The sequence below is a fragment of the Fundidesulfovibrio agrisoli genome (assembly GCF_022808715.1).
GTDB classification, from domain to species: Bacteria; Desulfobacterota; Desulfovibrionia; order Desulfovibrionales; family Desulfovibrionaceae; genus Fundidesulfovibrio; species Fundidesulfovibrio agrisoli.
This window is the reverse complement of record NZ_JAKZKX010000008.1, coordinates 35,804-62,125: the sequence shown is the minus strand read 5'-3', so window position 1 is coordinate 62,125 and position 26,322 is coordinate 35,804. Positions and strand designations below refer to the sequence as shown.

Genomic DNA, 26,322 nt, shown 5'->3' with positions numbered 1-26,322 from the left:
CACATATGGCACTGCTGCAGTATCCCGATCTCAAAGGCCAGGCCAAAGACCTCCAGGACCAGTTCGACTCCCTCTGGGGGCGGCTTTGACCTGGAAGGCAAGGCCAAGCGCCTCGAATCCATAGAAGCCGAGCTCTCCAAGCCCGAGGCTTGGCAGAACCCCGAGCGCCTCACCCCCTTCCTGCGCGAAAAAAGCGACCTGACCGGCAAGATCGCCCAGTTCGAGGCCCTGCGCGCCTCCAGGGATGACCTGGACGAGTGGCTCGCCATGGCCCAGGACGACGCCAGCCAGGAGGTGCTCCAGGCCCTGCAGGACCAACTCGTCGTGCTCGCCGGGCAGGTGCGCGCGGCCGAACTGGCCACGCTGCTCTCCGGCTCGGAGGACGCCTCCGGGGCCATCCTGGAGATCCACCCCGGCGCGGGCGGCACCGAAGCGCAGGACTGGGCCGAGATGCTCCTTCGCATGTACCGCCGCTGGTGCGAACGCCACGAGTTCGGCGTGGACATGCTGGACTTCCTGCCCGGCGACGAGGCCGGGGTGAAGTCCGTGACGCTGCAGATCAACGGGGCTTACGCCTACGGCTTCCTCAAGGCGGAAAAGGGCATCCACCGCCTCATCCGCATCTCGCCCTTCGACTCCTCGGGCCGCCGCCACACCTCTTTCGCCTCGGTGGACGTCTACCCCGACGCGGGCGCCGACATCCAGATCGACATCCGCGAGGAGGACGTGCGCGTGGACGTGTTCAGGGCCAGCGGCCCCGGCGGGCAGCACGTCAACAAGACCAGCTCCGCCATCCGCCTGACCCATCTGCCCACGGGCATCGTGGTGCAGTGCCAGAACGAGAAGTCCCAGCATCGCAACAAGGAATCGGCCTACAAGGTGCTCAAGGCGCGCCTGTACGACCTGGAGATCAAGAAGCAGCAGGCCCTGCGGCAGGCGGAGTACGAATCCAAGGACGCCATCGGGTTCGGCAGCCAGATCCGCACCTACACGCTGCAACCCTACCGGCTGGTGAAGGACCATCGAACCTACTGCGAGGCTGGAGACGTGGATGCGGTGCTCGACGGCGACATCGACCCCTTCATCCGGGACTATCTCCTGCACTTCCATGCCGGGAAATAAGGCCCCAGCCCCCCTCTCCCAGCGCAGCCGGGAGGTTCTGGAGGAGCTCACGCGCCTGCGCGGGGCCCTCGAACACCAGGGTCTGGCCTCCGTCGGCGACGGCGAGGACGGGCTGATCCTGGTACGGCTCTGCATGGGGCTGGACTTCGACGACTGGGAGCACATCTGCCAGGAGGGCCAATTCCAGCAGTGGCTGGCCCTGCCCGCCAAAGGGGACGCCACCAGGCACCTCTCGCGCATCCAGCGCACCCTTGAGGAGCTCACCCACCAGACCCGCCACGACCCCCTGACCGGGCTGGCCAACCGCCGGGCCTTCGAGAAGACCCTCAAGATGGAGCTGGAGCGCGCCCACCGGGCCGGGAACAACCTCTCCCTGGCCATCCTGGACCTGGACGACTTCAAGGCGGTAAACGACACCTACGGCCACATCTGCGGCGACCGCGTGCTGACAATGCTCTCGGGGATCATGCTGGGCGGCAAGCGCGGCTACGACCTGGCCGCGCGCATCGGCGGCGAGGAGTTCGCCCTGATACTGCCGGGCTCCGGCCTGGTGCAGGCCGAAGCCTCCCTGGAGCGCATGTTCGACGCCTTGCGCGAACAATCCGTGCTCTGCGACGGTGCGGAAGCGCCCGTGCAGGTCACCTGTTCCGCCGGCGTAGTCTGCACCAAAGGCAAGCTGCCGCTTTCGGTGGAGCAGTTCGTGGCCATGGCGGACAAGGCGCTCTACGAGGCCAAGGCCCAGGGCAAGAACCGCATCGTCAAGGCTCCCATTCCCGACCTCCTGCAGGCCCCTCAGGCAACCCTCGTGCATGCGCAGGAAAAACAGTTTCTTTTCACGGGGCCAGAGAAATGAGCAAGCAATCCGCGAACCCACGCTGCACCATGAGCCTGTGCATCCTTTCCGGCAAGGGAGGGGTGGGCAAGAGCAACCTGGCGCTCAATCTTTCCTACGCGCTCTACCGCGCCAACTACCGCATGCTCATGATGGACTTCGACGTGGGCCTGGCCAACGTGGACGTGCTCCTGGGCATCTCGCCGGAGAAGAACCTGCAGGACCTGCTCCAACCCGGGGTGACCCCCGCGGACGTGGTGGCCTGCGTGGAGCCGGAGGGGTTCGACTTCCTGCCCGCCGCCAGCGGCGTGCCCGAACTTCTGGAGCTCGACGACGACATGCGCGACTCCGTGTTCTCCAAGCTGAATTCGGCGCTGGGGGAATACGACTACATCGTCTTCGACCTGGGCGCGGGCATCGGCAAGACCGTGCTCTCCCTGGCGGCCATGACGCGCATGCGCATCATGGTGGTCACCCCGGAGCCCACCTCCCTCACGGACAGCTACGCCGTCATCAAGGTGCTCAACTCCCAGCACGGCATCTCGGACTTCCAGGTGGTGGTCAACCAGGTCAGCGACCCAAAGGAGGGCCAGCTGACCTTCGAGCGCCTTGCCGGAGCCTGCAAGCGCTTCCTGGGGCTCGATATCAGCTACATGGGTTGCGTGCACAGTGACCCGAACGTTCCTGAAGCCGTGCGCAGGCAGACCCCCCTGATCAAGCACGCCCCGAAGTGCAGGGCCTCGCAGGACATCCTCAGCCTGGCCATCAAGATCGCCCGTCACAGGGCCGAGTGCAGGCCCGAGTTGGCGGAAAAAGCGATTTTGAAAAAAATAACGCATGGTTAACTTGACTGCTTGCGCCGTATCCGCGATAGAAACGAAAACGTCAATTTCCGTTTCAACCCTGGCAGCCGGCTGAACACCGGATAAGCCGATACGGAGAAAGCAATGAACAAAAGCGAGCTTATCAACACCCTGGCCGAAAGCCGCGACATCCACGCCGACGAAGCCTCCGCCGTGGTCAACTCGTTCATCGATTCCATCAAACAGGCCCTCGTAGACGGGGACCGCGTGGAGATTCGCGGCTTCGGCAGCTTCAAGGTCAAAGGATACAAGGGCTACACCGGCCGCAACCCCAAGTCCGGGGAAGTGGTCAACGTCGCCCCCAAGCGCCTGCCCTTCTTCAGGCCCGGCAAGGAACTCAAGGAATTTCTCAACAAGTAGGTTCTGCCTCATGCGTTACGTTTCGGCGTTTTTCGCCGCTTTGCTTCTCGTTTCGGCCCTGGCCGGGTACGCCCTGGCCGAGCCGGTGCTCACTATCGTCTTTTCGGGCAACAGCTGGGGCTACCTCAAGCCCTGCCCCACCTGAGGCAACCACACCATCGGTGGGCTGACCCGGAGGGCCAGCGCTTTCAAGCAGTACCGTCCCGCCGCCGGTTCCGCGCCGGCTGCGATCTTCATCGCGGGCGGTTATGAATTCATCTCCGATGACGGAGCGGACCACGCCGTGGATGAGGCCTACGCCCCCCTGGTCAAGGCGTACGACTCCCTGCATTACGATGCGGGGGCGCTCACCCCGGCCGAGGCCGCCAAACTGGCCTCCATGGGCATCGCCGCCCCCAAGGGCTGGGTGACACTCGACCCCAAGGAGCCCAGGACGCAGCTCATCGACTCGCCCAAGGGCAAGATCGGCGTCGTGTTCTTTCCCATGAGCAAGAAATTGGGCGACGGCCCCACGGATGACCAGGCCCAGGCCATCAACCGCAAGATCAAGGAGCTGCGCTCCCAGTCCGTGATGGTCATCGGCGTGAGCCCCTGGGGCGTGCAGGCCGAGTCGAACTATCTGGAGAAGACCCGGCCGGACCTCGACGTGCTTCTCGGCAGCGGCCCCGGTGTGGGCTTCTCCGCCAAGCCTTACGTGAGCGGACGCCTGCTCTGGATGCACAGCTACAGCAAGGGCAAGGCCATCTACACGCTTGACCTGCTCGCCATGCCCGGCGACAGGAACTTCAAGTGGGAGATGGGCAGCAATTATACGACCCAGGCCCTGATCCTGGACGAGAAGATCCAGCCGGATCAGGAAATGACGGAGCTGCTGCAGAACGTCCCCGACCCCGGCGACAAGACCGCGAAGCAGTAACCCGGCCCCCGGGCCGACCCTGCGACCCCGAACCTTTTGGAGGGCAGAATGCAGTTTTCAGGAGCCTTCACGGCGCTCGTGACCCCGTTCAAGAACGGCAAGGTCGACGAGGAAGCGTACCGTGCGCACATCGAATGGCAGATCGAAGAGGGCATCGACGGTTTGGTCCCCTGCGGCACCACCGGCGAGTCCCCCACCCTCTCCCACGCCGAGCACGAGCAGGTCGTGCGCATCTGCGTGGATCAGGTGAAAGGCCGCGTTCCGGTGCTCGCCGGGGCCGGGTCCAACAACACCATCGAGGCCATCGACCTGACCCGCTGCGCCAAAAACGCCAAAGCCGACGGGGCCCTGCTCATCACGCCCTACTACAACAAGCCCACGCAGGCTGGGCTCATCGAGCACTTCAAGGCCATCGCCAAGGAAGTGCCCATGCCCATCATCGTCTACAACGTGCCCGGCCGCACCGCCGTGAACCTGCTGCCCCAGACCGTGGCCGCCCTGCGCAAGCAGGCCCCCGAGGTGGTGGGCATCAAGGAGGCCACCGGCAACCTCTGCCAGGTCTCCGACCTGATCGAATACTGCGGCGATGATTTCATCATCCTCTCCGGGGACGACTTCACCGTGCTGCCCACCCTGGCGGTCGGCGGCCACGGCGTCATCTCGGTGAGCTCCAACGTGGCCCCGGGCCTGATGCGCAAGCTCTGCAAGGCCTGGCGCAAGGGCGACATCGAGAAGGCCAAGCGGCTGCACTACAAGCTGGCCCCCATCAACCGGGCCATGTTCCTTGAGACCAACCCCATCCCGGTCAAGGCTGCGCTGGGGCTCATGGGCCGCATCAGCCCCGAGATACGGCTGCCGCTGGTGGGCCTTTCCGGCGAGAACGAGGCCAAGCTGGCCGAGGTTCTGCGCAAGGCTGGGCTGATCGCCGCGTAGAAGGAAGAGGGGAGGGAGAGAAGAAGCCTCCGGCGGCCAAAGGGAGTTCCTCCCTTTGGAATCCCATATGGGACGGCCCTTCCGGCATGCTCGCTTCCAACTCGTCAATACTTTGAGGCCGCCCCCTAGGGGCGGCCTCAATTATTTATGCCGCTTTCCCTGGCAGACTCCTGAGAACGTAGCGAAGCCGTTGGGGGTGCAGGGGAGTCACTCCCCTGCCGGTGGGGTTTGGGGAGGCAGCGCCTCCCCAAGAAGCTCTCACCCGATTCATGCCTCCCCGATTGCCAAACCTTCGGCCTTGCGCTACGAGGGCCTCGGTCGGCAGTTCACCGAGGCATCGCCGCCCCTTCGGGGGAGCTAAACCTGCCACGCATCAATTCCACCGACACCTTATCCCGTGCCGGTCCGGAAGTCGGCGATCACCGGAATCCTCTCCAGGACAGGCACGCTCAAAGGATAAGCGATGTCTCGTATCCCCATGCCCTTCCACGCCGAGGACATCGGCGCGTGCGCGCGCTCCCTGCGCAGCCAGCTCCAGCAGGCCGAAACCACCCCGAGCCACCTGGAACTGATGAACATGCTGGCCCGCGCCGCCGGGTTCCGCAACTTCCAGCACTACCGGGCCGACTGCGTGGCGCGCCTGAAGCTGGCCCAGCCTGTGCCCCAGGCGGCCGAACCCGCGGTCGACTACGTGCGCATCCGGCGCATGTGCCGCTACTTCGACGCCCAGGGCCGCCTGATCCGCTGGCCGGGCAAGTTCAGCCACCGCGAGCCCTGCCTGTGGGTGATCTGGTCTCGCCTGAGCCCTGGCGCAGTGCTGAATGAAGCGGGCATCAACGAGGCCCTGGCCGCCCTGCACCTCTTCGAGGACCACGCCCTGCTGCGCCGCCAACTGTGCGACCTGCGCATGATGGAGCGCAGCCGGGACTGCCGCGAATACCGCAGAATCGAGCGCCGCCCCTCCCCCGAGGCCCTGGAGCTCATCCGCCAGGTCCGCGCCGCGCAAGCCACCGCCTCTCACTAGCCCGCTGAAAAAAACAAAAAGGCCCGGAGCGGTTTCCCGCTCCGGGCCGGACGGACTTATGCCCGGTCAGGGGGCGACTAGGCGCCGAACACCTTCTCGAACTTGGGAACCACGTCCTTCTTGCGGCTCATGACGCCGGGCATCCACACGGAGGTGCCGGCGGGCTTCAGGCCGAAAGCCTTCTCGACCACGGAGGGGTCGTCGGAGGCGATCAGCATCTCGGAGCCTTCCTTCATGATGTCGGTGAGCAGCAGGAACACGGAGTGCAGGCCCTTCTCGGTCTTCACCTTGACGATGTCGGCCTGCAGGTCGGCCTTGTACTTGTCCAGAATGGACAGGTCCACGACTTCCAGCTGGCCGATGCCAACGCCGGTGCCGGACATGTTGAAGTCCTTGTAGTCGCGGTAGACCAGGTCGCGGATGGGGGTGCCGTCCACGGCGGACTTCACCTTGAACATCTCCATGCCCAGAGCCATCATGTCGGACACGCCCGCGATCTTGGCCAGCTTGTCGCAGGCCTTCTTGTCTTCGGGGGTGCAAGTGGGGGACTTGAACATGACGGTGTCGGACAGGATGGCGCACAGCACGATGCCGGCGATGGCCTTGGGCATCTCGATGCCGTAGAAGTCATACATGCTGCTGATGATGGTGCCGGTGCAGCCCACGGGCCAGACCCACATTTCCAGCGGGTTGGGGGTGGTCACGTCGCCCAGCTTGTGGTGGTCCACGACGCCCAGGATCTCGCCCTTGGAGAGGTTCTCCAGGCTCTGAGCCAGGTCGGAGTGGTCGACAAGGATGATCTTCTTGTCGGTGGCGTCGGTGACGATCTCGGGGGCCTTCACGCCGAACTTGCCGAGAACGAAGTCGGTCTCAGGGTTGGTCTTGCCCTGGGCCGCGGCGACGGCTTCGATGCCGCGCTTGGTCATCAGGTCGGCGACGGCAATCGCCGCGGTGATGGAGTCGGTGTCCGGGTTTTTGTGTCCAACAACGTAGGCTGCCATGTTCGAATCCCTCCTGAGGTGATTATGCGAAATGAACTTGCGCCAAATATCACAAAGGTTGGTCCTTGCCAAGTACGATCCTCAGCGGAACGTATCCTCAATGCACAAGGCGGCTGGCCAGAGCCAGGCCCACGCCCCCCAGCAGGATCGCGTAGGCGGGCCGGTGCCGCAGCGAGAGCACCGCGCCGATGCTGGCGATGACCCATAGGTGCGGCCAGGTCATGGGGATGCGCCCCAGCAGGGGCGAAACCATGGGCAGCATGACCGCGGTGAAGGCCGTGAGCAGCGTGAGCGACAGGGCGAACACGACGATGTTCAGCGGGGCCATGACAAGGATCGAGTTGCGCGTAAGCTTCACTGGCCCGAACGACCTGGAGGGATAGCGCGCCCAGACCAGCAGGCTCGAGTGCGCGCGGTTTTCGTACTGCCGATGGTAGCGCTCCAACTGGGCGAAGAGCAAACCCAGCGGCAGGGAGGCCACCATGACCAGCGCGGCCACGGCGGGCTGCGTTATGTCGAAGTGGCGCACCACGGCCAGGCTGGCCAGCGTGGGGGCCAGGGACTGGGGCGGGATGATGGTGCCGGCGGGAAAGAGGTCAAGCCAGACGAGTTCGAAGAAGAGGCTGACGCCCAGGCTCACGGTGAAGTCGCCCGTGACCGCGCCCCAGAAGAAGCCCACGGCCAGGGGCCTGTCCAGCAAGGGAAGGTTGATCAGGAAGCGGAAGCAGGAAAAGAGGGCAAAAAAAAAGCGTTGGCGAGAACGTAGGGGAAAAGGGTGGCGTCTATTTCCATCGTTTCATCCCGGTCTTCAGGATTTCAAGCCCACAAGCCATACCCGCCCCGCCGGGAAAAGAAAAGCCCATTCAGCGTCGCCCTCCCCGTCTTGCGGGGCCGTCAGCCGAGTTCGGCTGGGTCGCTGGGGATGCAGCGGTAATCGATGCTCACTCCCTCCGCCTGGAGGCCCTCAAGGCAGAGCTCGTCGTCCTTGCTCAGGGCGATATGCTGGCAGACCTGCCGCTTGCCCGGCCCGTAGTGCAGGTTGCCCAGGTTCAGGCAGGCGTAGCCAAGCCCGGCCTTGCGGCTCCTGGTGGCGTCGCGGCAGTCGGCGAAGAGCACCAGGACGTTTTTGTCGCGGAGCTTCTTATCCTCAAGGTAGGCGCCCACCTGGGCGACCTCCAGAAAAACGATTTCCACGCCCAGGGGTATGGCGATGGACATGATCTGCTGGCGCAGCTCGTCCTTGGCCAGATCGTCGTTGCCCACCACCAGCGTCCGGGCGTCGGTGTAGGGCAGCCACGCCTCGATGATCTGGCCGTGCACCAGCCTGTTGTCGATGCGGACCCAGACCACGCGTTATTCCCCGGCCACCTTTTTCCGCAGGATCTCGCCGGCGACCACGATGCCCTGCACCCCCGCGGTCTTGGCCTCGGCGGCCAGTTGCGCGAGCGGTTTCAAGCGGGAGGAGAGAATCTTGATGAGCATGGGCAGGTTCACGCCCGTGACCACCTCGATGGTGTGCTGCGCCATGAGGGAGAGGGACAGGTTGGTGGGGGTGCCTCCGAACATGTCCGTGAGGATGATCACGCCGCCGCCCTGCTCCACCTCTTTGATGGAGGCGTCGAGAATCTGCACGGTCTGCGTGGTGTCGACGCCGACCTCCACGCTGACGGTGCGCACATTCCGCTGTTGCCCTAGGATCATTTCCGCCGCGGCCAGTATTTTCTGGCCGTAGTCGGTGTGGGTCACGATGACCACGCCGACTGCGGCGGGAACGGAAGAAGTATCGCTCATCGTTGGTCTGTCAGCCTTTTTCGATATGCCTGTGTTCCAGGGAGACGGTGTATCCCGCCTTCCGCAATGTGTCAAAGAGGGCCTCGGCCGTGGCCACGGAGCGGTGCCTGCCTCCGGTGCAGCCCAGGGCGATGGTCAGCCTGTAGCGCCCCTCCTTGGCGTAGAGGGGGATCAGGCCGGAGAGGAAATCCAGGAATTTCGGGAGGAATTGCCTGCCCTCCTCGGACTTGAGCACATAGTCTGCCACGAGGGCGTCCTTGCCGGACATCTCCTTGAGCGAGGGCTCGAAATAGGGGTTGGGCAGGAAGCGCAGGTCGAAGAGCAGGTCGGACTCCGTGGGCAGCCCGTATTTGAACCCGAAGCTCATGATGTGCACCTTCATGTCCGGGCCTTTGCCCTCGAGGAACATCCATTTTTCGTGGAGCTGGCGGCGCAGGTCATGAATGGAAAAGTCGGTGGTGTCCATCACCAGGTCGGCGGCGTCCCGCAGGGGGGCCATGCGGCGGCGCTCCTCCTCCACGGCCTCGCCCAGCCCGTAGCCTTCGGACTCGAAGGGGTGCGGGCGGCGGGTGGTGGCGTAACGGCGCATGATCTCCCGGGTGGAGGCCTCGGTGAAGATGATCTGCGGCGGGTTGCCGGAGGATTTGAGGGTTTCGAGGGCGTCCAGCCAGTCGGAGTCGAAGTCGGCCTGGCGCACGTCCATGCCCAGGGCCAGGCCCCGGTAGCGGTGCGCGGACTGCTCGTCGAAGAGGGTGACGAGCTTGGGCATGAGCATGGCGGGCAGGCCGTCCACGCAGAAGTAGCCCATGTCCTCGAAAACGTTGATGGCGGTGGATTTTCCCGAGCCTGAAAGCCCGGTGATGACCACCACGGAAAGCCTGTTCGCGCCGGAGTCCATAGCGGCACGCTCCTTGTGAATATGGAAGTCCCCGCCGCGCTCTGGGCGCGGCGGGGACGGACAGTAGCAGATTACCGGCGCAAGTACATGACGCTTATCAGGCGTGGCTCGTGAGCACCCGCCAGAGCCCCTCCTGGTCCGGGGCGTCCAGGAAGGCCCCCCGGAAGCTCTCGTCCGAAAGCAGGCGCGAGATCTGCGCCAGGATGCGCAGGTGCATGCCGGCAACGTGTTCGGGTGCGAGCACCAGGAAGAAGATGCGGCAGGGCTTGTGGTCCAGGGCTTCGAAGTCGACCCCGCCGGTGCTGCGCCCCGCCACGATGACGATCTCCTTGAGGGAGTCCATCTTGCCGTGCGGGATGGCGACGCCGTCGCCTATGCCCGTGGTGCCGAGGCTCTCGCGGTCCAGCAGCACGCGCAGCGCCTTCTGGGCGTCGATATCCGGAAAGACCCGCGCCACCGGGGCCACGAGTTCGGCAAGCACTTCGGGCTTGCCATCGGCCGCGAGGCTGTCGAGCACGAAGTCCTTGCGGAGGTACTCGGCCAGGCGCATCAGTTGGATACTCCAGGGTCGATCAGGCCGAAGTCGCCGTTCTTGCGCTTGTAGATCACGTTGATGCGGTCGGTGTCGGCGTTCTGGAACACCAGGAACTCGTACTTCATGGCGTTGACCTGCTCGGCGGCCTCGTCCACGCTCATGGGCTTGGGGTTGTACTTGTCGGACTCCTCGATGGCGTTGACCTTGCCCGCCTCGTCGAAGCTGACAACGCCCATGGTCACGGGGGCCTCGGGCTGCTTGCGGCGGTCCTTCATCTTCTCGCGCATCTTGCGGATCTGCGCCTCGAGCTTGTCGGTGATGAGGTCCACGGTGGAGTACATGTCGTCGGAGCGCTCATGGGCGGAAATGTGCATGGCGTCGGCGTCCAGCACCACGTCGATGATCTGGCGGGTCTTCTCGACCAGCAGGGTGACGACCATCTCGGCGTTGTCGGCGTTGCTCATGTATTTTGAAAGCTTCTCGAAACGCTTGCTGGCGTATTCCCGCAGGCCGGGGGAAGGTTCGAAATTCTTGAAGTGGAATGCGATGTTCATAGAGCCTCCAAGGTCTTACCGCATGGGGATGCGGGGTTTTAGAGAATTTCCTTGCGTTTGGACGACGACTCGATCCCCATGGCCATTCTGTACTTTGCCACAGTACGGCGTGCGATGTTGACTTGCAACTTCTGTTTGAGAATCTCGGCGATTTGCTCGTCGCTGATGGTCTTTTTGGAGTCCTCGGTGGCGATGAGCTGCTTGATGAGCGCCTTGACCGACTCGGAGCCCACGGAGGTGCCGTCGTCGAGTTCCAGCGAGGAGTTGAAGAAGAACTTGAGTTCGTAGATGCCGTGCGGAGTGGCCACGTATTTGCTCGTGGTGATGCGGCTCACGGTGGACTCGTGCATGCCGATGTCGTCGGCCACGTCCTTGAGGATCAGTGGCTTGAGCTTGGTCACGCCGTGCTCGAAGAAGCCGCGCTGGAACTTGACGATGCTCTCCAGCACTTTGAACAGCGTGCGCTGGCGCTGGTAGAGGCTCTTCATCAGCCACTGGGCGGAGCGCATCTTGTCCTGGAGGTAGTCCTTGTCGGAGCCGGTGGAGGAGCGGCTCATGTCCTCCATGTAATAGGGCGAAAGCTGGAGCTTGGGCAGCCCGTCCTCGTTGAGCACGATGACGAAGTCGTCCCCGTACTTGTACACGAAGGCGTCCGGGTTCACGTAGACCGGCTCGGAGGAGCTGAAGTGCGAGCCCGGCATGGGGTCCAGCGACTGGATGATATCAAGGTATTGCTTGATGTCCTCCAGGCTCAGCTTGAACTTCTTGGCCAGGGGCTTGTAGCGCTTTTTCTCAAGGTCTTCGAGGTGTTCGCGCACGATCTCCAGCAGGATGGGGTCCGTATAGCCGTAGACCTCGAGCTGCACCAGCAGGCACTCCTGCGGGCTGCGGGCTGCCACGCCCACGGGGTCGAAACGCTGCAGCCTGTACAGCACGGATTCCACCAGGGGCTCGTCCGCTCCCGTCTCCTGGGCGATTTCCTCCAGGGAGGAGCGGAAATAGCCCATGTGGTCCAGGTTGCCGACGATGGCGTCGGCCACGGCCCGTTCCTGTTGGGTGAATTCGGAAAGATTGATCTGCCAGGAGAGGTGACCCTCGAGGGAGGTCTTGGAGGTCAGCCTGGCCTCGAAGGAGAAGCCCTCTTCCGGGGCTTCGTATTCGCGCACGGTGGCCTGGCGGGAGGTGGAGGCGAAGTCGCCGATGTAGTCGTCCCACTCGGCGGTCTTGAGCAGCTCGCGCTGCATGGCGCCTTCATCCGTGGTGGCGTCGGGGGAGTGGGAATCCTCGGCGATGGTCGGGGCGGGACGCTCATCCTCGACGAGCACCTCTTCCAGCAGCGGGTTCTCGAGCAGCTCCTGCTGCACGGTCTCCATCAGTTCCAGACGGGACAGCTGCAACAGCTTGATAGCCTGCTGCAACTGGGGGGTCATCACCAGCTGCTGAGAGAGTTTGAGTTGCTGTCTGAGCTCCAGGGCCATCGGCCGGGTATCCTCCTCGGTACGGAACATGACGGCTAGCAAGAAAAATGCCGAATATCCGCCGCGAAGGCTGCTTATGCACTAATTTCTAGGTTCACGCAAGGTGTCCCTGGGCTCAAACCTCCTGTTGGGCCATGTCGGCCCCTCGTGCGGTCAGCAACAGGCGCACCGCCTCGCGGATCGCGCCACAACCGCCGGGCTTGCGCGATATCCAGGCCGCCAGGCGCAGGGCCTCGGGCTGGGCGTCTGCCGGGGCCATGGGCAGGCCCACGGCGGCCATGACCGGCAGGTCCAGCAGGTCGTCGCCCATGTAGGCCACATGGCTCATGTCAAGGCCGCGGGCGCGCAGCATGTCCTCCAGGATGGGGAGCTTGCGCCTGTGGCCGCCGTTGAATTCGGCCACGCCGAGCTCATTGAGGCGGCGCCGGGCCTGGGCGTTGTCCAGGCCGCTGATGACCGCCACCTCGAAGCCCGCGCGCTGCAAGAGCTTGATGCCCAGGCCGTCGAGCACGCTGAAGCTCTTCAGCACCAGGCCGTCGGCGTCGTAGAGCACCCGGTTGTCGGTGAGCACCCCGTCCACATCCAGGACCAGGATGCGCACATCCCTGGCAAGGCGGAGCGCCCGGCTCGTCAAGCCGGGCCGGGCGCGCCTCCTCATCAAGCTTTGCGGCGGGCCTTGGCCGCGCGGATGAACTCCCTGAAGAGCGGATGCGGCTTCATGGGGCTGGAATGGAACTCGGGATGGAACTGGCACCCCAGGAACCACGGGTGCTCGGGCAGCTCCACCATCTCCACCAGGGATTCGTCGGGCGACAGGCCGGAGAAGACCATGCCCTTCTCCTCCATGCGGGAGTAGTAGGCCTTGTTGAACTCGTAGCGGTGGCGGTGGCGCTCCTCGATCTGGGGCTTGCCGTAGGCCTCCATGGCCTTGGTCTCGGGCTTGACTACGCAGGGGTAGGCGCCCAGGCGCATGGTGCCGCCCATCTCGGAGTCGGCGTCGCGGCGCTCCAGCTTCTTGGTGCGGAAGTCGTACCACTCGCGCATCAGGTAGATGATGGGGTCGGGGTTCAAGCGGTTGAACTCCTCGGAGTTGGCCTCCGTCAGCCCCAGCACGTTGCGCGCGAACTCGATGCAGGCCAGCTGCATGCCCAGGCAGATGCCGAAGAAGGGCACCTTGTTCTCGCGGGCGTACCGGATGGCGATGATCTTGCCCTCCACCCCGCGCGAGCCGAAGCCGCCGGGCACCAGCACCGCGTCCAGGCTGCCCAGGCGCTCCACCACGTTGTCCTGGGTGATCTCCTCGGAGTTCACGTAGACGAGGTTGACGCGGCAGTTGTTGGCCACGCCGCCGTGGATCAGGGCCTCGTGCAGGCTCTTGTAGGCCTCCTTGAGGTCCACGTACTTGCCAACGATGCCGATGGACACCTCGCCCTTGGGGTTGGCCAGGGCGTGGGTCAGGTCCTCCCAGGGGCGCAGCTCGGCGTTCTTGGCGGGCAGGCGCAGCAGGATGGCGATCTTCTGGTCCACGCCTTCGGCGTAGAGCTTCAGCGGCACTTCGTAGATGTTCTTCACATCCACGGCGGTGAACACGGCGTCGGCGTCCACGTTGCAGAACTGGGCGATCTTGGACTTCAGCGAGGAGTCCAGCTCGATCTCGGAGCGGCAGATGATGATGTCGGGCTGGATGCCGATGGAGCGAAGCTCCTTGACGCTGTGCTGGGTGGGCTTGGTCTTCAGCTCGCCCGCCACGCGCAGGTAGGGGATGAGCGTCAGGTGGATGTAGAGGACGTTGTCCTTGCCCAGGTCGGAGCGGAGCTGGCGGATGGCCTCCAGAAAGGGCTGGCCTTCGATGTCGCCGACGGTGCCGCCGATCTCGATGATGGCCACGTCCTCGTCGCGGGCCACGCCAAGGATGGAGCGCTTGATCTCGTCGGTGATGTGCGGGATCACCTGCACGGTTCCGCCCAGGTAGTCGCCGCGCCGCTCCTTCTGGATGACGGTGTTGTAGACGCGCCCGGAGGTGAAGTTGTTGTTCTGGCTCATGGGCACGCCGAGGTAGCGCTCGTAGTGGCCCAGGTCCAGGTCGGTCTCGGCGCCGTCGTCGGTGACGTAGACCTCGCCGTGCTGGAAGGGGTTCATAGTGCCCGGGTCCACGTTGATGTACGGATCGAGCTTCTGGATGGTCACCTTCAAGCCGCGCGCCTGCAATAGCGCGCCGATGGAGGCGGCGCACAACCCCTTGCCCAGGGAGGACAACACGCCCCCTGTGACGAAAATAAACTTGGTTTTCATGAAGCCCGGCCTCCTTAGCCGCTGGCAAAAGTGTATAAAGCCCCCGCCCGGTTGACGCTTCGCTCGGGGGCACGTAATGTCTCCGAACACGTCTAAGCGACCGGTCCGATTTTTTCAAGAAACCCCTGGAGCGACTTTCATGGCCCGAGTCAGAACCCTGGTCATCACCGGATACGGCACCAACTGCGAGGCGGAGTCCGCCCACGCGGCCAATTTGTCGGGGTCCGACCAGACCGACATCGTCTATTTTTCCGACATCACGGCCGGACGGGTGCGCCTGCCCGGCTACAACTTCCTCATCTTTCCCGGCGGGTTCCTCGACGGCGACGACCTTGGCGCGGGCCAGGCCGGAGCCATCCGCTGGAAATATGCAAAAACAGCCGAGGGCGAGGCCCTGCTGGGCCAGCTTCGCACCTTCTTCGAGGACGGCGGCCTGATCCTGGGCATCTGCAACGGCTTCCAACTGCTGGTGAAGCTCGGGCTGCTGCCCGCCCTGGACGGAAAATATTTCGAGCGCCAGGTCACCCTCTCCAACAACGACTCCGGCCGCTTCGAGGACCGCTGGGTCACCGTGCGCGTCAACCAGGCCAGCCCCTGCGTGTTCACCAAGGGCCTGGACCAGTTGGACCTTCCGGTGCGCCACGGCGAGGGCATGATCATCCCCGAGGACAACGCCACCTTCTCGCGCATCGTCACCGAGAACCTCATCGCCCTGCAGTACGCCGACCCGGCAACCGGCAAGCCCACCATGGAGTACCCGGCCAACCCCAACGGGTCGCCCATGGCCATCGCCGGCCTCACGGACCCCTCCGGGCGCATCCTGGGGCTCATGCCCCATCCCGAGGCCTTCAACCACCCCACCAACCACCCGGGGTGGATGCGCGGCGAGACGCCGAAGCTCGGCATCTCCATCCTGGAGAACGCCGTGCGCCACCTGAAGGAAAACGCCTGATCCCAGGCCGCAACGTCCGCGGGCGCATTCTTCGGGATGCGCCCGCTCCTCGAAACGGATGAATTCCCCACGCACCCTCGCGCTGGACGCCAACACCCCCCCTGCCGGATGGCGGTCCTGGAGGGCGGTGATGGCCCGCGCCCTGCGCCAGGCCTGGCTTGCGGGCAAGGCGGGCGAGGCTCCGGTGGGGGCGCTGGTGATCGAGGCCGCCACGGGCCGGATTCTGGCGCAGGCCCGCAACGCCTCAATCGAACTGAACGACCCCACGGCCCACGCTGAAATATTGGCCATCCGCCAGGCCGGGCAGGCGCTCGGCAACTACCGCCTGGGCGGCTGCATCCTTGCCGTGACCCTGGAGCCCTGCCTTATGTGCGTGGGAGCGGTGATCCACGCCCGACTGGACGGCGTGGTCTTCGGCGCGCGCGACCCCAAGGCCGGGGCCCTGGTCTCCAACCTGGACGGGGCCGCCCTGCCCTTCACGAACCACCGCCCGGCAGTGCTCGAGGGCGTGCTGGCCCACGAATGCGGAGCGACGCTCTCGCGCTTTTTCGCGGCCCGGCGCAAGGCGCGAAAAAATTAAGCGCGCATTCCGCTGCCGGATATATTTACATCCAAGCGGCCCGCCACAGCGACCCCAGACACAGACCTCCGGACGCCCCGTTTTCAGCGCACGGAACGCTTGCCAGAGCGCCCCGTTTTCACTAAGGTGCCTTTCCTTCACGGCGCGGAGAGGTACCGAAGTGGCCGTAACGGGACCGACTCGAAATCGGTTTGTGGGCTAATAACCTGCACGTGGGTTCGAATCCCACCCTCTCCGCCAAATCACCTTCCAAGCAAGTCCGACAAAGTCAGAAACCACCTGAAATCACAACGTAAGCCTGGGCCGAACGGTCCGGGCTAGTCCGCTATGGTCCGTTGACATCCGGGTAACCGTGCGGGTAACAATCGGGGTAACAGACTTACCCGCACGGGTAACCCATTCCTGGTGCGAGGTTTGGAGGCTGCCATGCCCACGAAGAGCTATTTGACTGACATTGCGGTCAAAAACGCCAAACCCGGTCCCAAGCCTTACAAGATGGCTGACGAGCGCGGCCTTGTCCTTGAAGTTCGCCCCAACGGCGGCAAGTGGTGGCGACTGCGCTACCGTTTCGAGGGCAAGGAGAAGATGCTTTCCCTTGGCGTCTACCCGGACGTTGCCTTGAAGGAAGCCAGGGAGCGCCGCGACGAAGCCCGGAAGCTCCTTGCGAACGGTGTTGACCCTTCCCAGGCGCGCAAGGATGGCAAGGCCCTGGAGGCGGAGCAGGCGGACACCTTCGAGGCCGTGGCCCGCGAGTGGCACGCCCGCATAGCGTCCTCATGGACCGAACGCACCGCCAAGACGAACATTTCCCGCCTGGAGCTGGACGTATTCCCCTTCCTGGGCCGCAGGCAAATCAAGGAAATCAGCGCCTCGGAACTGCTGGCCGTGCTGCGCCGGGTGGAGTCGCGCGGAGCGGAGGAGACGGCGCGGAGGTTGCGCACTCTCTGCGGCCAAGTGTTCCGCTATGCCGTCGCCACGGGCCGTTGCGAACGTGACCCCGCCTCAGACCTTCGCGGCGCGCTCTCCAAGGGCAAGCCGAAGAACTTCGCCTCCATCACCGACCCCCGCGAGGTTGCCGCCCTGCTCAGGGCGATAGACGGCTATTCCGGCACCCCGGAGACACAGGCTGCGCTCAAGCTGGCCCCGCTGACCTTCGTGCGTCCTGGCGAGCTGCGCCGGGCTGAGTGGTCGGAGTTCGACCTTGAGGCAGCGGAATGGCGCATCCCTGCCGAGAAGATGAAGATGCGCGAGGCGCATATCGTGCCCCTCTCCAAGCAAGCCGTGGCGATCCTGCGGGAGCTACAGCCGCTGACGGGGCGCGGGCGCTACTGCTTCCCGTCCGGGCGCACGCAAGACAGGCCCATGAGTGAAAACACCATCAACGCCGCACTCCGCCGCCTGGGCTACTCGAAAGAGGAGATGACCGGGCACGGCTTCCGGGCGATGGCCTCTACACTGCTCCATGAGCAAGGCTGGCCTTCGGACGTGATCGAGCGCCAGCTTGCCCATGCGGAGCGCAACAAGGTCAAGGCCGCATACAACCGGGCCGGGCACCTCCCCGAGCGGCGCAAGATGATGCAGGCATGGGCTGAGTTTTTGGCAGTTTTAAAATCTGGCGTGAAGGTGGTCCCGATCCACCGTGAAAGCGTGAGCTGAAACAGCCCGGAGGGGGCGGCCAGTATAACGGCCCGGCGGGGGTGGTGACGCACCCCGGCCCGGCCTCACCGTAACCGCATGGAGGTGCGATCATGGCTGACGAACTGGTAACGACAGCAGAAGACAAGGGCAAGGATTTGATCGCCGAAACCCTGGACGAAACCATTTACATGGCTCTTGCACCGCTCAAGGAGGCCGTGGACAGAATCTATTGGCACCATCAAGACGACCAAGAAGTAGTGGGGAGCCTCATGATACTGGAACGCCTCATTCGTGCCGCCGAGGATCGCCTAGAAGCCTTCGACAAGGGAGTGCTGGAGCACTTGGGGGTTGTAGGGCTCTATCATCGGAAGCTTCACTTCGTCGGCATGGACCGCCGCGAATACCTGGGCGCGAAGTTCACACCCAAGGCCAGCCAGCAGGCGTAGCCCAACTGGCGAGGCAGCGGCACCTTTAGTGCTTGGCAAATCCCTGCTCCACAGACCGATTCAGGCTCTAGGATCACTCGCAACCACCTCTCGCGGCCTCCAGGCTATTCAGAGAATTTTGAGGGCTAAATAGGTCTGTGGACCTGTGGAAGCTGACATGCCATAAGTCGATAAACCTCCCCTGCCTAGGGGCGGAATAGCTACCCGCCCTGAATACCCGTGACCCTGACGGGCTGGCCGGGGTTCTTTCAAAGGGAACAGTTACAGGGGGCTACTATGGTCAGCGATTGGGCATTACAGGCACAAGCCGAACGGGAAAAGAAACTCGAGTATATTGCCGATAATATTGATCTGTTTGAATTCATAGCTGACAATTTCCAGGCATATGAATCCGCCGAAGCGCGGATTGACATGCTAGAAAGCATGGTAAATTCCCTGCAAAAAACGATACCGCAAGCAGTAGTTCGCGATGTGGATGAAAACTTGGCCGACATTGACATGAGTATTTCGTCAACCAACATTAAAAGGGGTGTCGCCGCTTATGGATTGAAAATGCTAGGCAAGACAAATCGTGAGATTGCGGCCATACTTTGGCCTAAACAAGAGTACTCTGAAGCCAGACATGGCAGATATATACGCCGGGACGTGGCGCAGGCAAAGGAAGCGCTTGCTGGATTATCCAGTGTCCTCCCCCAGGACAAATAATTGTCCCCAGGACAACCGCATTGTCCTGATTGATTGTCCTCCCCTGTACTGAGCTAGGCAGTCTCCATCATAGTCCTCCATGGGTCGAATACGGCCAATGGCGGGCAAAAAGGAGACTTTATGCAAGCAGATGCTCAACAGAAACAGCAGCCTCCCCGTTTTCCCCATGACCGGCTTGTCCGTCTTCCTGAAGTCCTTCACCGTGTAGGCTACAAGCGGAGCCGTTTCCTCGACCTCGTGCGCCAGGGAGTGTTCCCCCGCCCGGTGAAACTCGGAGCCCGTGCTGTGGCATGGCCCGAGAGTCAGATTGACGCCCTGGTGGAACGTCTGGCCTCGGGCCAGGGGGCAGCGCATGAATAGCGCCCCCCAGAAACAGCAAAACCCCGGCTGCAACCGGGGTAATGCTGAAAACAGGAAAGGGGAAGTAAGCACCCCATCCATGCAGGACCACCCTCAAGGCGTCAAGCACAATAACGTCAGTCTGATGCAAGCCATCATGGCTAACAATGACCTTACACCGTCTGAAAAGTGGGTTGCCGCATGTCTCATTTGGCACAGGAATTCAGTCACAGGACTATGCAATCCTTCGGGAAAGGTAGTTGCTTCTGAAACTGGACTCAGCCTGCGGACGGTGCGAACTGCCTTAGCTGGCCTGGAAGAAAAGGGGGTTGTCACTCACAGGCGCACGAATTCTTCGGCTCGCTGGTTCTTTAATGGTTTGAGTGCAACCGTTGCACTTCCGAAGTGCGACAATTGCACCTCCGAAGGACCAGGCAACGCACACCGCAAATCACCATTTCGGGAAGAACTGAAAACGCTAGAGCAGGCGAAAGCATATGGGGCTAGGCGCGAGGCGCTGACACGGGAAGAGGCCGCGAGGATCGCGGAAGCCCTGGAGGTAGAACATGCGGAAGCCTAAAGACACCGCGAACGTGTTCCAGGGTAAGCGCCGCTCTCCGCTGGATGCCATCCGGGCGTTCTGTGTCTGGTGTTCTGGCGGGTCATCCCGTGAGGTCGCCCTGTGCGTCTCCGGGCCAGACAAGCGGCATCCCTGCGACCTCTGGCATTACCGCTTTGGGAAGATACCGCCCAAGGTTTCCCGCTCTCTGCTCAAGGCCATCAAGGCACGTTGCCGGGACTGCATGCCAGACGGCCCCAAGGACTGTGACGCGAACACGCCGTATGACCATATCCCGCCCTGCCCCCTCTGGCCGTACCGACTGGGCCGCAACCCCAACGTCAGCAAAGAGGTCCGCAGGAAGCGCAGCGAGCAGGGCAAACGGCAGATGAACTTCAGTGCTCCACAGCCCGATTCTGGCACTAGGATGAATCCTAAGCCTTCTGACGGGGGAATACATGCCAGGGTCAAGCAGAAGCCCCCTTATGAAGTGAAAAAGGCCCCTTCCTGATCACCGAGACAGCGAGCGCCCCTGGAGAAATCCGGGGGCGTTTTGTTTGGTTTGCGATTGGCGCGACATGCCGAGCAGGATGATTTGAAATGACATGCCGTAAGCCCGTATCATGCACAACTACGCGCGCGATTCAGAGCCTCACGGCGCATGGCACCGTCACCGGGAAGCAGGCAGGCACCGCGAGCGAGTGGGTATTCAGCCTGTAATGTCCGTCTTGCTGACGGATGCAAAACAGACGCCCCGCGACTGCCAGGATAAGTAGCCGGGGCGCTTGCCGTTCATGGGCGAGGTTTAAAATGCGTGAATCGAGGCTGTCATTCGGATTCACGAGCGCGCTTGGCCCGATGCCTCGCCCTGGCGTGCTGACCAAGCAGAATAGTATGTGTATAAGGGGGGGCGAGAGTTGGATACACGTACTCATCGACTGTTTACATGGGGGTTGTGTTGTTCGTACTTCTAATTTATATATCGCGACTAAAGTAGTTCGGTTGTTAAGTGGCTGAAGTCACAGAATAAGATGCCCACATAGTTCACAGGGGTGGGCTAAGAGATTGGTAGAGTGCGGTCATCTGTTGTTCCTGCTGTCGCGCGTTATCAAGTTTAAAAGGTGTGGCGACATGCAATGATTATTGTTTTCCGCATGCTTGTTGTTGGTTTGTTTTTTTCAATTTTGGTTTGCATGGTATTGCGCACAACGTGCCAGGTGGCACTATGTTTGGTGAGTTTTCGACGGATGGACATAGAGTAGCTTGTTAGTACCACTTGATTTCTGCTGTGCGTGGAATGGTTAATATATTATAAACTCTTATACAGCATTGCGACTAGGAATTGACATGCAGAAGGCGAAATTTCGAAATGAAAGCGGTTCCGTGTCGGTGTTGGTGGCCATATCACTAATTGTTCTTGCAGGATTTGGTGCGTTTGCGGTTGATCTAGGTTACTTGAAATTAAAGCGTGGTCAATTACAGGCTGCAGTCGATGCTGCGGCTATGGCAGGCGCTGTGAAGCTAGTTGGTTATGGCACTGTCACGAATAAGGTGCGCTCAGACGTTGCGTCTGAAGCGCTGGAATTTGGACATGAAAATATAAAGGCAGCAGACAACCCAGCGGCCGCAATGCAAATCAATGATGTTGTTATAGATACAAATGGGCTTGGATTTGTAGAGGTTACAGCAGGACTTACTGCTCAAAGAGGGAATCCCGTCCGTCTTTTCCTCGCTCAGATTGTTAACAAAAACCAAGCAGATGTCACTGCGACAGCAAGAGCTTCTATCTACTGCATTAAAAGTACAAATTGCTTAAAGCCTTGGGCTGTATATCGGCCCACATCGTTCACAAACGCAGATGTTGGTACATCTGTAACTGTGTACACTGATGCAGGCATAACTAGTAATTGGCATGGTTCGATTAGGCTTGGGTCCTCAAGTGGGGCGAAGGACTACTATAATAATATTATTACTTGTGTAAACGAGGCATACAGTCAAGGGGATGTTATCCGTACTGAACCAGGGAAGATGAAGCAAGATAATAAAAGAGGATTTGATTATTTATTTAATCAAGATTCTGATGCCAAATGGGATTCCGCGACAAAATCTATTGTTGGCAGCAATCCAAAGTTTGGAGACCCATCGAATAGTCCCCGCGTTGTTACTGTCGTACTTACAAAAACAATCAATGGTAATGGACAGAGTGTTGTCGTTGATCAGCTTGGAACGGTTTTCCTTGAAACAGTTGATGGAAACGGAACTGTAACAGGAAGGCTTGTCAATGCATTTTCGACTGGACCGCGTGACGATTCTGGGAAGCAGTGTGGCACGTTACATGGGGTAAGTCTCACTGCGGATTCAACTAGGGGGGCAAATTGATGAACATGTTTCCATTCTGTCGCTATAAAGCTTGGGTCAGGCTTTCGCGAGTGTGATCGTCGACGTTGCTTAAAATGTGGGGTTTCGGGACCAATCCGCAAGGACTGAAGGGGCATCAAGAAGTTTGAAAAAAAGTGGAAGAAAAATTATTTGCGGGTAACTTTGCGGGTAACCCACAAGAACCACATTCAATAAATCACTTAATTACAGATAGTTATAGCATCAATTCGACGGACACCCTCGCCATCTTACCTTCACAATTCGTCCACGATACCCTGTAGTCGCACTGATAGCCCGGGCTCAATGGCCCGGGTTTCTTCGTTATGGCGCGCGGCTGACCGGACGGCCCCGTTCAATTACGCTCACTGGCGCGGATGGTTCGAACATCCTGGCCGCTATCTTCGTGATCGCGGCCGGGGCGCATAATCCGCTCTCATGTGCCCTTGGCCCGGCTGGCGGGCGCACCGTGCACCATGGTGTAGGCGTACTCCACGCCCTGGCCGTACGCGCCCGCGTGCTCCTTCACCACGGCCAGCACTGCGTCATAAGTCTCCTTGCGAGCCCAGTCGCGCTGGTATTCCAGCAGCACCTGCAGCGCCGTGACCGGCACGGCCCCGGCCTGCTCCATCCGGCGCATGGCGGCGTTGTGGGCGGTGACGCTGGTGCCGCCCGAGGCGTCCTCCACCGCGTAGACTTCGTAGCCCGCGCCCAAGGCCTCCAGCGCGGGGAAGGCCAGGCAGACCTCGGTCCAGAGGGCCGCGATGACCAGTTTCTTGCGGCCTGTGGCGGCTACGGCCTCAACGAAGCTCGTACTCTCCCAGGAATTCATGCTGGTGCGTTCGATGGGCTCCTGCCCTGGGAAGACATCCAGCAATTGCGGCCACATGTTGCCCGAGAAACTCTTGGTTTCCACGGTTGTGAGGATGGTGGGCACCTTGAAAATGCTGGCCGCCTTGGCCAGCAGCAGGACGTTGTTGAAAAGCGTCTGGCGGTCGATGCTCTCCACGCCGAAAGTCATCTGCGGCTGATGGTCGATGAAAATGACCGCGCTGTTTTGAGGGTTGAGCAGCTCCGTCTTCATGACATTCTCCTTTGATACCGAACAGAAAGTCAGGTCATGGCTAGGCCGGTGCCGGCGTATGCCACCTGCGCTCCAGGGCCGGTCGCCGAGTGTACCACCTCTAGGCCAGCCGGATGACCCGTTCAAGCCATTTCTCGAACAAGTCCGTGTCATGCCCATAGCATGGGCATGCATTAGGAACATAATGCTGGAACCTGCCAGGGAATATTTGGAGAGGTGTGTGGGCAAGCCGCCGGATCGATGCAACCGGACACCGTGGGGCGGCCAAAAGAAAAGGGACGACCCCAAGAAAGGTCGTCCCCCTTACGGAGCGTGCCATCCGCTGTCGCCGGAAGGTGTTCGAACAAGCAACAAAGGCAAGATGCACCGGAACCGGGTTGTCCGCTGCGGTTTGGCGCATACCTCGCCGGCAAAAAGCGGAAAATTCCTTATTTCACACCATCCATCAGCATCCCTTTCCCTTCAAGAAGCGTATAGACGCCTTCCTTCATCATGCCCTCGCCCTGCTTCATCTCCGCGTCGGAACTTCCCATCATAAGCTCCGAGGCCTTCATCATCATGTCCGCGCCGCTCATCATCTTCATGCCGCCCTTGTCCTTCGGCGCGGATGACCTGACCATCTTGTACCCTTTGGCAATCAGCTTCTGCCCTTCAGACATCGCCTGTTTGTCTTTCTTGAGCATCATGTCTGAACCTTCAACCATCGTATCAACGCCCTTATTCACGGAATCATACTTCATTTTCGCATCAGCTTGCGCCTTTGCATCTCTTTTGGACGTATCGCCGACGCGAGGCACACCAGAGGTCATATCCATGCCGAAAGAAACGACCGCAAGTTGCGGCAGAAGACAAAGGCCAACCGCCAGAAGAGTTGCAGTGACATAATTCGCACCCTTGAACATGAGAATCTCCTTTTCAAGACCGACAAAATGGAAAACCGCGTTGAGTTGATAAGGCTACGGTGCGCGTCCCAGCACGAAGTGTGCTGATATCTGGACCCATTTTGGTGGCGCGCACCCCGAACCCGTAACCTATACAAAACGAATCGGGACCCCACAAGGCATGACGGCAGGGATTCCCTCATGGCCGCCATTGGCATCCCTCCGGGATGGCGTTATCTTGTCAGAATCGGGCCGGGCGGGCTTGTGCGCCCGTAACGGCTCAAAGTAACCGGACCTTCCGCCAAGGGGGGCCTGGAGGCCACCATGATGAAATTTCGAATCGCGATGCTCTCCGCCGTGCTCTTGGCGGCCTGGACAATCCCAGGTCCCGCCTGCGCACAGCCCGGCTCAGGCTCCTTCTCCCGGGCGGAGCTGGCCCAGCTTCTCGCGCCCATCGCGCTTTACCCCGACCCTCTGCTCTCGCAGATCCTCATGGCTTCCACCTATCCCGGCGAGCTCCAGGAAGCGGACGAGTGGCTGCGGCAGTACCCCGGCCTCGACGCCGACCGCCTCAACGCAGCCCTGCTGGACCAGCCCTGGGACCCCAGCGTCAAATCCCTCTGCCACTATCCGGCCGTGCTGTCGGAGATGGTCCGCAACATGGACAACACCGCCAGGCTGGGTGAGGCGTTTCTGACGGAACAGGCCGAGGTGACGGACGTCATCCAGGAGTTGCGCCGCAGAGCCCAGGACGCCGGGTCGCTTGCCTCCGGCTCGCAGCAGAGCGTGACCGATCAGGGGGGCTACATCCTGGTGGAGCCGGCGGCCGCAGGGGTGGTGTACGTCCCCTATTACGACCCGCTGACGGTCTACGGTTCCTGGTGGTATCCGGCCTATCAGCCCCTGGCCTGGTTCCCTGGCTACTATCCCCGTTACGGGGTCGTGTTCGCGGCCGGGGTGGTCGTAGGCATCGCAATTACCGACTGGAGCCGCTTCGATTTCCACCGCCGCAGCATCGTCGTGAACCCGTACCGCGTGGCGCCGTTCAACCGGGGCGTTGTCACTGGCGCGCCCGCCTACAGGCCCTGGGTGTACGAAACCGCACACCGTCGGGGATACGGCTACACCTACGGCCCGGCGCGGCAGCGCTACGGCCAGCCCGGAACGGCGGCCACACCGATACCGCGCGGCCCGGCCGCGCCTCCCCCTCCGGGTGTGGCCGCGCCTCCCGGGCGCTTTCCGGCTCCCGCGCCGGCAGCGCCCCCCACGCACGTTCCGCCCCCGGTGGGCACGCCCCCGGCCCGGGTGGCTCCCCCCGCAGCGGCGGTTCCGCAGCCCCATATGGAGCCCCCGGCTGTGGCCGCGCCGCCGCCAGGCTTCAGGGGGTACCCTGGGGGCCAGACGCCGCCCGCCGCCGTGACTCCGCCGCCCGCCCATCAACCCCATCCCGAGGGGACCCAGCACGGCTGGGGCGGCCGCGAGGGTTCCCTCCCGGCGGCCAACCCGGGGAGGCCGCCCGGGCCTCCGCCGGCTCCCGCGCAGGGCGGACACTTCCAGAATCCGTATGTCGGGCCAGGGCCGTCCTCTTCCGGAGGCTACGGAGGCCCGGACGGAGGACACGGCGGGGGCGGCAGGGGCGGCGGGCACCGCTGAACATCGCCAGCCCGCCGGGGACATTTATGTTTGGACATGGCGCGGCAGCTCGGTCATTGCGGAGCGCGAAACCACCGGGCGGCAGGGTGTCATCACCCGCACGCCTGCGAATCCCGACAGCCAAGAGAAGTGCATGAACCAACGTGACAGGAACAACTCCGGCCCGGTCTACTCCACCGAACACGGCAGCATGTGCCCGGCCTGCGGCAAGCCCGCGTCGGGGTGCGTGTGCGCGACACGCAAAGCCTCCGCTCCGGGAGACGGCATCGTGAGGATCATGCGCCAGACCAAGGGGCGCAAGGGCAAGGGCGTCAGCCTCATCACAGGCCTGCCCCTGCAGGGCGAGGCCCTGGAGAAGCTGGCGAAGCAGTTGAAGCAGCGCTGCGGCGCGGGCGGGGCCATCAAGGAAGGCGTGATCGAGATCCAGGGCGACCACAGGGAGGCCCTGGCCCTGGAACTGAAGAAGCTGGGCTACACGGTCAAACTGGCGGGCGGCTGAGGGGCCCGGCC

Annotated in this window: 28 protein-coding genes, 1 tRNA gene and 1 pseudogene; 18 read left to right on the top strand and 12 right to left on the bottom strand. The window is 62.2% G+C overall.

Translation table 11 applies throughout. The annotated features are described in order from the left end of the window. Positions 1-11 precede the first annotated feature (11 nt). The 7 genes from prfB (at position 12) to MLE27_RS07930 (ending at position 6,050) form a co-directional block, all read left to right on the top strand. Positions 12-1,122, top strand: a protein-coding gene (gene prfB, locus MLE27_RS07960) for a peptide chain release factor 2 (RefSeq protein WP_243311633.1) whose coding sequence is annotated in 2 segments (ribosomal slippage) — positions 12-86 and positions 88-1,122 — 1,110 coding nt in all. Because the reading frame shifts where the segments join, the coding sequence is not laid out codon by codon here. Then, positions 1,109-1,975, top strand: a complete 867-nt coding sequence (locus MLE27_RS07955; protein ID WP_243311532.1) for a GGDEF domain-containing protein — start codon at positions 1,109-1,111, stop codon at positions 1,973-1,975. The genes prfB and MLE27_RS07955 overlap by 14 nt, the downstream gene beginning before the upstream one ends. Further along, the gene (locus MLE27_RS07950; RefSeq protein WP_243311531.1) at positions 1,972-2,799 is read left to right on the top strand and encodes a MinD/ParA family protein; all 828 of its coding nucleotides are present in this window, start codon (positions 1,972-1,974) and stop codon (positions 2,797-2,799) included. The genes MLE27_RS07955 and MLE27_RS07950 overlap by 4 nt, the downstream gene beginning before the upstream one ends. Positions 2,800-2,901: 102 nt before the next feature. Beyond that, positions 2,902-3,177 carry an HU family DNA-binding protein gene (locus MLE27_RS07945; RefSeq protein WP_243311530.1) on the top strand — a complete coding sequence of 92 codons (276 nt, stop codon included), beginning with the start codon at positions 2,902-2,904 and terminating at the stop codon, positions 3,175-3,177. A 10-nt stretch (positions 3,178-3,187) separates the two neighbouring features. Continuing rightward, the gene (locus tag MLE27_RS07940; protein WP_420705177.1) at positions 3,188-4,093 is read left to right on the top strand and encodes a UshA-like (seleno)protein family 2; all 906 of its coding nucleotides are present in this window, start codon (positions 3,188-3,190) and stop codon (positions 4,091-4,093) included. A gap of 48 nt (positions 4,094-4,141) precedes the next feature. Beyond that, the gene (gene dapA / locus MLE27_RS07935; protein ID WP_243311528.1) at positions 4,142-5,026 is read left to right on the top strand and encodes a 4-hydroxy-tetrahydrodipicolinate synthase; all 885 of its coding nucleotides are present in this window, start codon (positions 4,142-4,144) and stop codon (positions 5,024-5,026) included. A gap of 463 nt (positions 5,027-5,489) precedes the next feature. Beyond that, positions 5,490-6,050, top strand: coding sequence for a DUF2087 domain-containing protein (locus MLE27_RS07930; RefSeq protein WP_243311527.1), 561 nt, complete (start codon positions 5,490-5,492; stop codon positions 6,048-6,050). Between the two features lie 77 nt (positions 6,051-6,127). Here the strand turns inward: MLE27_RS07930 and MLE27_RS07925 are convergent, their stop codons facing one another. From MLE27_RS07925 to MLE27_RS07880, 10 genes and pseudogenes are all read right to left on the bottom strand, one after another. Further along, positions 6,128-7,051, bottom strand: coding sequence for a manganese-dependent inorganic pyrophosphatase (locus MLE27_RS07925; protein ID WP_243311526.1), 924 nt, complete (start codon positions 7,049-7,051; stop codon positions 6,128-6,130). Positions 7,052-7,148: 97 nt separating this feature from the next. After that, positions 7,149-7,781 (bottom strand): annotated as a pseudogene (locus MLE27_RS07920) (PTS sugar transporter subunit IIC); the annotation flags it as partial. A gap of 164 nt (positions 7,782-7,945) precedes the next feature. After that, on the bottom strand, positions 7,946-8,401 hold the full coding sequence (locus MLE27_RS07915) for a PTS sugar transporter subunit IIB (protein ID WP_243311524.1): 456 nt from the start codon (positions 8,399-8,401) through the stop codon (positions 7,946-7,948). A gap of 3 nt (positions 8,402-8,404) precedes the next feature. Then, entirely contained in the window at positions 8,405-8,842 is a 438-nt protein-coding gene (locus tag MLE27_RS07910) for a PTS sugar transporter subunit IIA (RefSeq protein ID WP_243311523.1), read from the bottom strand. Between the two features lie 10 nt (positions 8,843-8,852). Next, the gene (gene rapZ, locus MLE27_RS07905; RefSeq protein ID WP_243311522.1) at positions 8,853-9,740 is read right to left on the bottom strand and encodes an RNase adapter RapZ; all 888 of its coding nucleotides are present in this window, start codon (positions 9,738-9,740) and stop codon (positions 8,853-8,855) included. A gap of 97 nt (positions 9,741-9,837) precedes the next feature. Beyond that, positions 9,838-10,290 carry a PTS sugar transporter subunit IIA gene (locus tag MLE27_RS07900; protein WP_243311521.1) on the bottom strand — a complete coding sequence of 151 codons (453 nt, stop codon included), beginning with the start codon at positions 10,288-10,290 and terminating at the stop codon, positions 9,838-9,840. Further along, complete coding sequence (gene hpf, locus MLE27_RS07895) at positions 10,290-10,829, bottom strand: ribosome hibernation-promoting factor, HPF/YfiA family (protein WP_243311520.1); 540 nt, start codon at positions 10,827-10,829, stop codon at positions 10,290-10,292. Before hpf ends, MLE27_RS07900 begins: the two co-directional genes overlap by 1 nt. A 38-nt stretch (positions 10,830-10,867) precedes the next feature. Continuing rightward, positions 10,868-12,307, bottom strand: a complete 1,440-nt coding sequence (gene rpoN / locus MLE27_RS07890) for an RNA polymerase factor sigma-54 (RefSeq protein ID WP_243311519.1) — start codon at positions 12,305-12,307, stop codon at positions 10,868-10,870. 115 nt (positions 12,308-12,422) lie between these two features. After that, positions 12,423-12,908, bottom strand: coding sequence for a KdsC family phosphatase (locus MLE27_RS07885; protein WP_341482512.1), 486 nt, complete (start codon positions 12,906-12,908; stop codon positions 12,423-12,425). Between the two features lie 56 nt (positions 12,909-12,964). Continuing rightward, the gene (locus tag MLE27_RS07880) at positions 12,965-14,599 is read right to left on the bottom strand and encodes a CTP synthase (RefSeq protein ID WP_243311518.1); all 1,635 of its coding nucleotides are present in this window, start codon (positions 14,597-14,599) and stop codon (positions 12,965-12,967) included. Positions 14,600-14,738: 139 nt separating this feature from the next. Here MLE27_RS07880 and MLE27_RS07875 point away from each other — a divergent pair, with 139 nt between their 5' ends. From MLE27_RS07875 to MLE27_RS07840, 9 genes are all read left to right on the top strand, one after another. Then, complete coding sequence (locus MLE27_RS07875) at positions 14,739-15,551, top strand: phosphoribosylformylglycinamidine synthase subunit PurQ (protein ID WP_243311517.1); 813 nt, start codon at positions 14,739-14,741, stop codon at positions 15,549-15,551. 58 nt (positions 15,552-15,609) lie between these two features. After that, positions 15,610-16,131, top strand: a complete 522-nt coding sequence (gene tadA / locus MLE27_RS07870) for a tRNA adenosine(34) deaminase TadA (RefSeq protein WP_279355733.1) — start codon at positions 15,610-15,612, stop codon at positions 16,129-16,131. Positions 16,132-16,277: 146 nt separating this feature from the next. After that, positions 16,278-16,371 (top strand) — tRNA-Ser (locus tag MLE27_RS07865). A gap of 186 nt (positions 16,372-16,557) precedes the next feature. Further along, positions 16,558-17,787 (top strand): tyrosine-type recombinase/integrase, encoded by a 1,230-nt coding sequence (locus MLE27_RS07860; RefSeq protein ID WP_243311515.1) that lies wholly within the window; start codon positions 16,558-16,560, stop codon positions 17,785-17,787. 92 nt (positions 17,788-17,879) lie between these two features. Continuing rightward, positions 17,880-18,215, top strand: coding sequence for a hypothetical protein (locus MLE27_RS07855; protein ID WP_243311514.1), 336 nt, complete (start codon positions 17,880-17,882; stop codon positions 18,213-18,215). A gap of 276 nt (positions 18,216-18,491) precedes the next feature. Next, entirely contained in the window at positions 18,492-18,920 is a 429-nt protein-coding gene (locus MLE27_RS07850; RefSeq protein ID WP_243311513.1) for a hypothetical protein, read from the top strand. A 120-nt stretch (positions 18,921-19,040) separates the two neighbouring features. Next, positions 19,041-19,280, top strand: coding sequence for a helix-turn-helix transcriptional regulator (locus MLE27_RS18255; RefSeq protein ID WP_423747975.1), 240 nt, complete (start codon positions 19,041-19,043; stop codon positions 19,278-19,280). Then, positions 19,273-19,839: a helix-turn-helix domain-containing protein gene (locus MLE27_RS07845; RefSeq protein WP_243311512.1), complete on the top strand. Its 567-nt coding sequence runs from the start codon at positions 19,273-19,275 to the stop codon at positions 19,837-19,839. Before MLE27_RS18255 ends, MLE27_RS07845 begins: the two co-directional genes overlap by 8 nt. A 1,326-nt stretch (positions 19,840-21,165) precedes the next feature. Then, positions 21,166-22,197: a pilus assembly protein TadG-related protein gene (locus tag MLE27_RS07840; RefSeq protein ID WP_243311511.1), complete on the top strand. Its 1,032-nt coding sequence runs from the start codon at positions 21,166-21,168 to the stop codon at positions 22,195-22,197. Positions 22,198-22,630: 433 nt separating this feature from the next. Here MLE27_RS07840 and MLE27_RS07835 read toward each other — a convergent pair whose 3' ends face one another. Both MLE27_RS07835 and MLE27_RS07830 read right to left on the bottom strand, forming a co-directional pair. Next, positions 22,631-23,278, bottom strand: coding sequence for a hydrolase (locus MLE27_RS07835; protein WP_243311510.1), 648 nt, complete (start codon positions 23,276-23,278; stop codon positions 22,631-22,633). A gap of 428 nt (positions 23,279-23,706) precedes the next feature. Further along, positions 23,707-24,180 carry a hypothetical protein gene (locus tag MLE27_RS07830; RefSeq protein WP_243311509.1) on the bottom strand — a complete coding sequence of 158 codons (474 nt, stop codon included), beginning with the start codon at positions 24,178-24,180 and terminating at the stop codon, positions 23,707-23,709. A 303-nt stretch (positions 24,181-24,483) separates the two neighbouring features. Here MLE27_RS07830 and MLE27_RS07825 point away from each other — a divergent pair, with 303 nt between their 5' ends. After that, on the top strand, positions 24,484-25,812 hold the full coding sequence (locus MLE27_RS07825) for a DUF3300 domain-containing protein (RefSeq protein ID WP_243311508.1): 1,329 nt from the start codon (positions 24,484-24,486) through the stop codon (positions 25,810-25,812). 133 nt (positions 25,813-25,945) lie between these two features. Then, positions 25,946-26,311, top strand: coding sequence for a translation initiation factor Sui1 (locus MLE27_RS07820; RefSeq protein ID WP_243311507.1), 366 nt, complete (start codon positions 25,946-25,948; stop codon positions 26,309-26,311). Positions 26,312-26,322: the final 11 nt, after the last annotated feature.

Coding starts and splice junctions, on each gene's coding strand:
- MLE27_RS07955 (WP_243311532.1), top strand. CDS start 1,109: ATGCCGGGAAATAAGGCCCCAGCCCCCCTCTCCCAGCGCAGCCGGGAG.
- MLE27_RS07950 (WP_243311531.1), top strand. CDS start 1,972: ATGAGCAAGCAATCCGCGAACCCACGCTGCACCATGAGCCTGTGCATC.
- MLE27_RS07945 (WP_243311530.1), top strand. CDS start 2,902: ATGAACAAAAGCGAGCTTATCAACACCCTGGCCGAAAGCCGCGACATC.
- dapA (WP_243311528.1), top strand. CDS start 4,142: ATGCAGTTTTCAGGAGCCTTCACGGCGCTCGTGACCCCGTTCAAGAAC.
- MLE27_RS07930 (WP_243311527.1), top strand. CDS start 5,490: ATGTCTCGTATCCCCATGCCCTTCCACGCCGAGGACATCGGCGCGTGC.
- MLE27_RS07925 (WP_243311526.1), bottom strand. CDS start 7,051: ATGGCAGCCTACGTTGTTGGACACAAAAACCCGGACACCGACTCCATC.
- MLE27_RS07910 (WP_243311523.1), bottom strand. CDS start 8,842: ATGAGCGATACTTCTTCCGTTCCCGCCGCAGTCGGCGTGGTCATCGTG.
- rapZ (WP_243311522.1), bottom strand. CDS start 9,740: ATGGACTCCGGCGCGAACAGGCTTTCCGTGGTGGTCATCACCGGGCTT.
- MLE27_RS07900 (WP_243311521.1), bottom strand. CDS start 10,290: ATGCGCCTGGCCGAGTACCTCCGCAAGGACTTCGTGCTCGACAGCCTC.
- hpf (WP_243311520.1), bottom strand. CDS start 10,829: ATGAACATCGCATTCCACTTCAAGAATTTCGAACCTTCCCCCGGCCTG.
- rpoN (WP_243311519.1), bottom strand. CDS start 12,307: ATGGCCCTGGAGCTCAGACAGCAACTCAAACTCTCTCAGCAGCTGGTG.
- MLE27_RS07880 (WP_243311518.1), bottom strand. CDS start 14,599: ATGAAAACCAAGTTTATTTTCGTCACAGGGGGCGTGTTGTCCTCCCTG.
- MLE27_RS07875 (WP_243311517.1), top strand. CDS start 14,739: ATGGCCCGAGTCAGAACCCTGGTCATCACCGGATACGGCACCAACTGC.
- tadA (WP_279355733.1), top strand. CDS start 15,610: ATGAATTCCCCACGCACCCTCGCGCTGGACGCCAACACCCCCCCTGCC.
- MLE27_RS07860 (WP_243311515.1), top strand. CDS start 16,558: ATGCCCACGAAGAGCTATTTGACTGACATTGCGGTCAAAAACGCCAAA.
- MLE27_RS07855 (WP_243311514.1), top strand. CDS start 17,880: ATGGCTGACGAACTGGTAACGACAGCAGAAGACAAGGGCAAGGATTTG.
- MLE27_RS07850 (WP_243311513.1), top strand. CDS start 18,492: ATGGTCAGCGATTGGGCATTACAGGCACAAGCCGAACGGGAAAAGAAA.
- MLE27_RS18255 (WP_423747975.1), top strand. CDS start 19,041: ATGCAAGCAGATGCTCAACAGAAACAGCAGCCTCCCCGTTTTCCCCAT.
- MLE27_RS07845 (WP_243311512.1), top strand. CDS start 19,273: ATGAATAGCGCCCCCCAGAAACAGCAAAACCCCGGCTGCAACCGGGGT.
- MLE27_RS07840 (WP_243311511.1), top strand. CDS start 21,166: ATGCAGAAGGCGAAATTTCGAAATGAAAGCGGTTCCGTGTCGGTGTTG.
- MLE27_RS07835 (WP_243311510.1), bottom strand. CDS start 23,278: ATGAAGACGGAGCTGCTCAACCCTCAAAACAGCGCGGTCATTTTCATC.
- MLE27_RS07830 (WP_243311509.1), bottom strand. CDS start 24,180: ATGTTCAAGGGTGCGAATTATGTCACTGCAACTCTTCTGGCGGTTGGC.
- MLE27_RS07825 (WP_243311508.1), top strand. CDS start 24,484: ATGATGAAATTTCGAATCGCGATGCTCTCCGCCGTGCTCTTGGCGGCC.
- MLE27_RS07820 (WP_243311507.1), top strand. CDS start 25,946: ATGAACCAACGTGACAGGAACAACTCCGGCCCGGTCTACTCCACCGAA.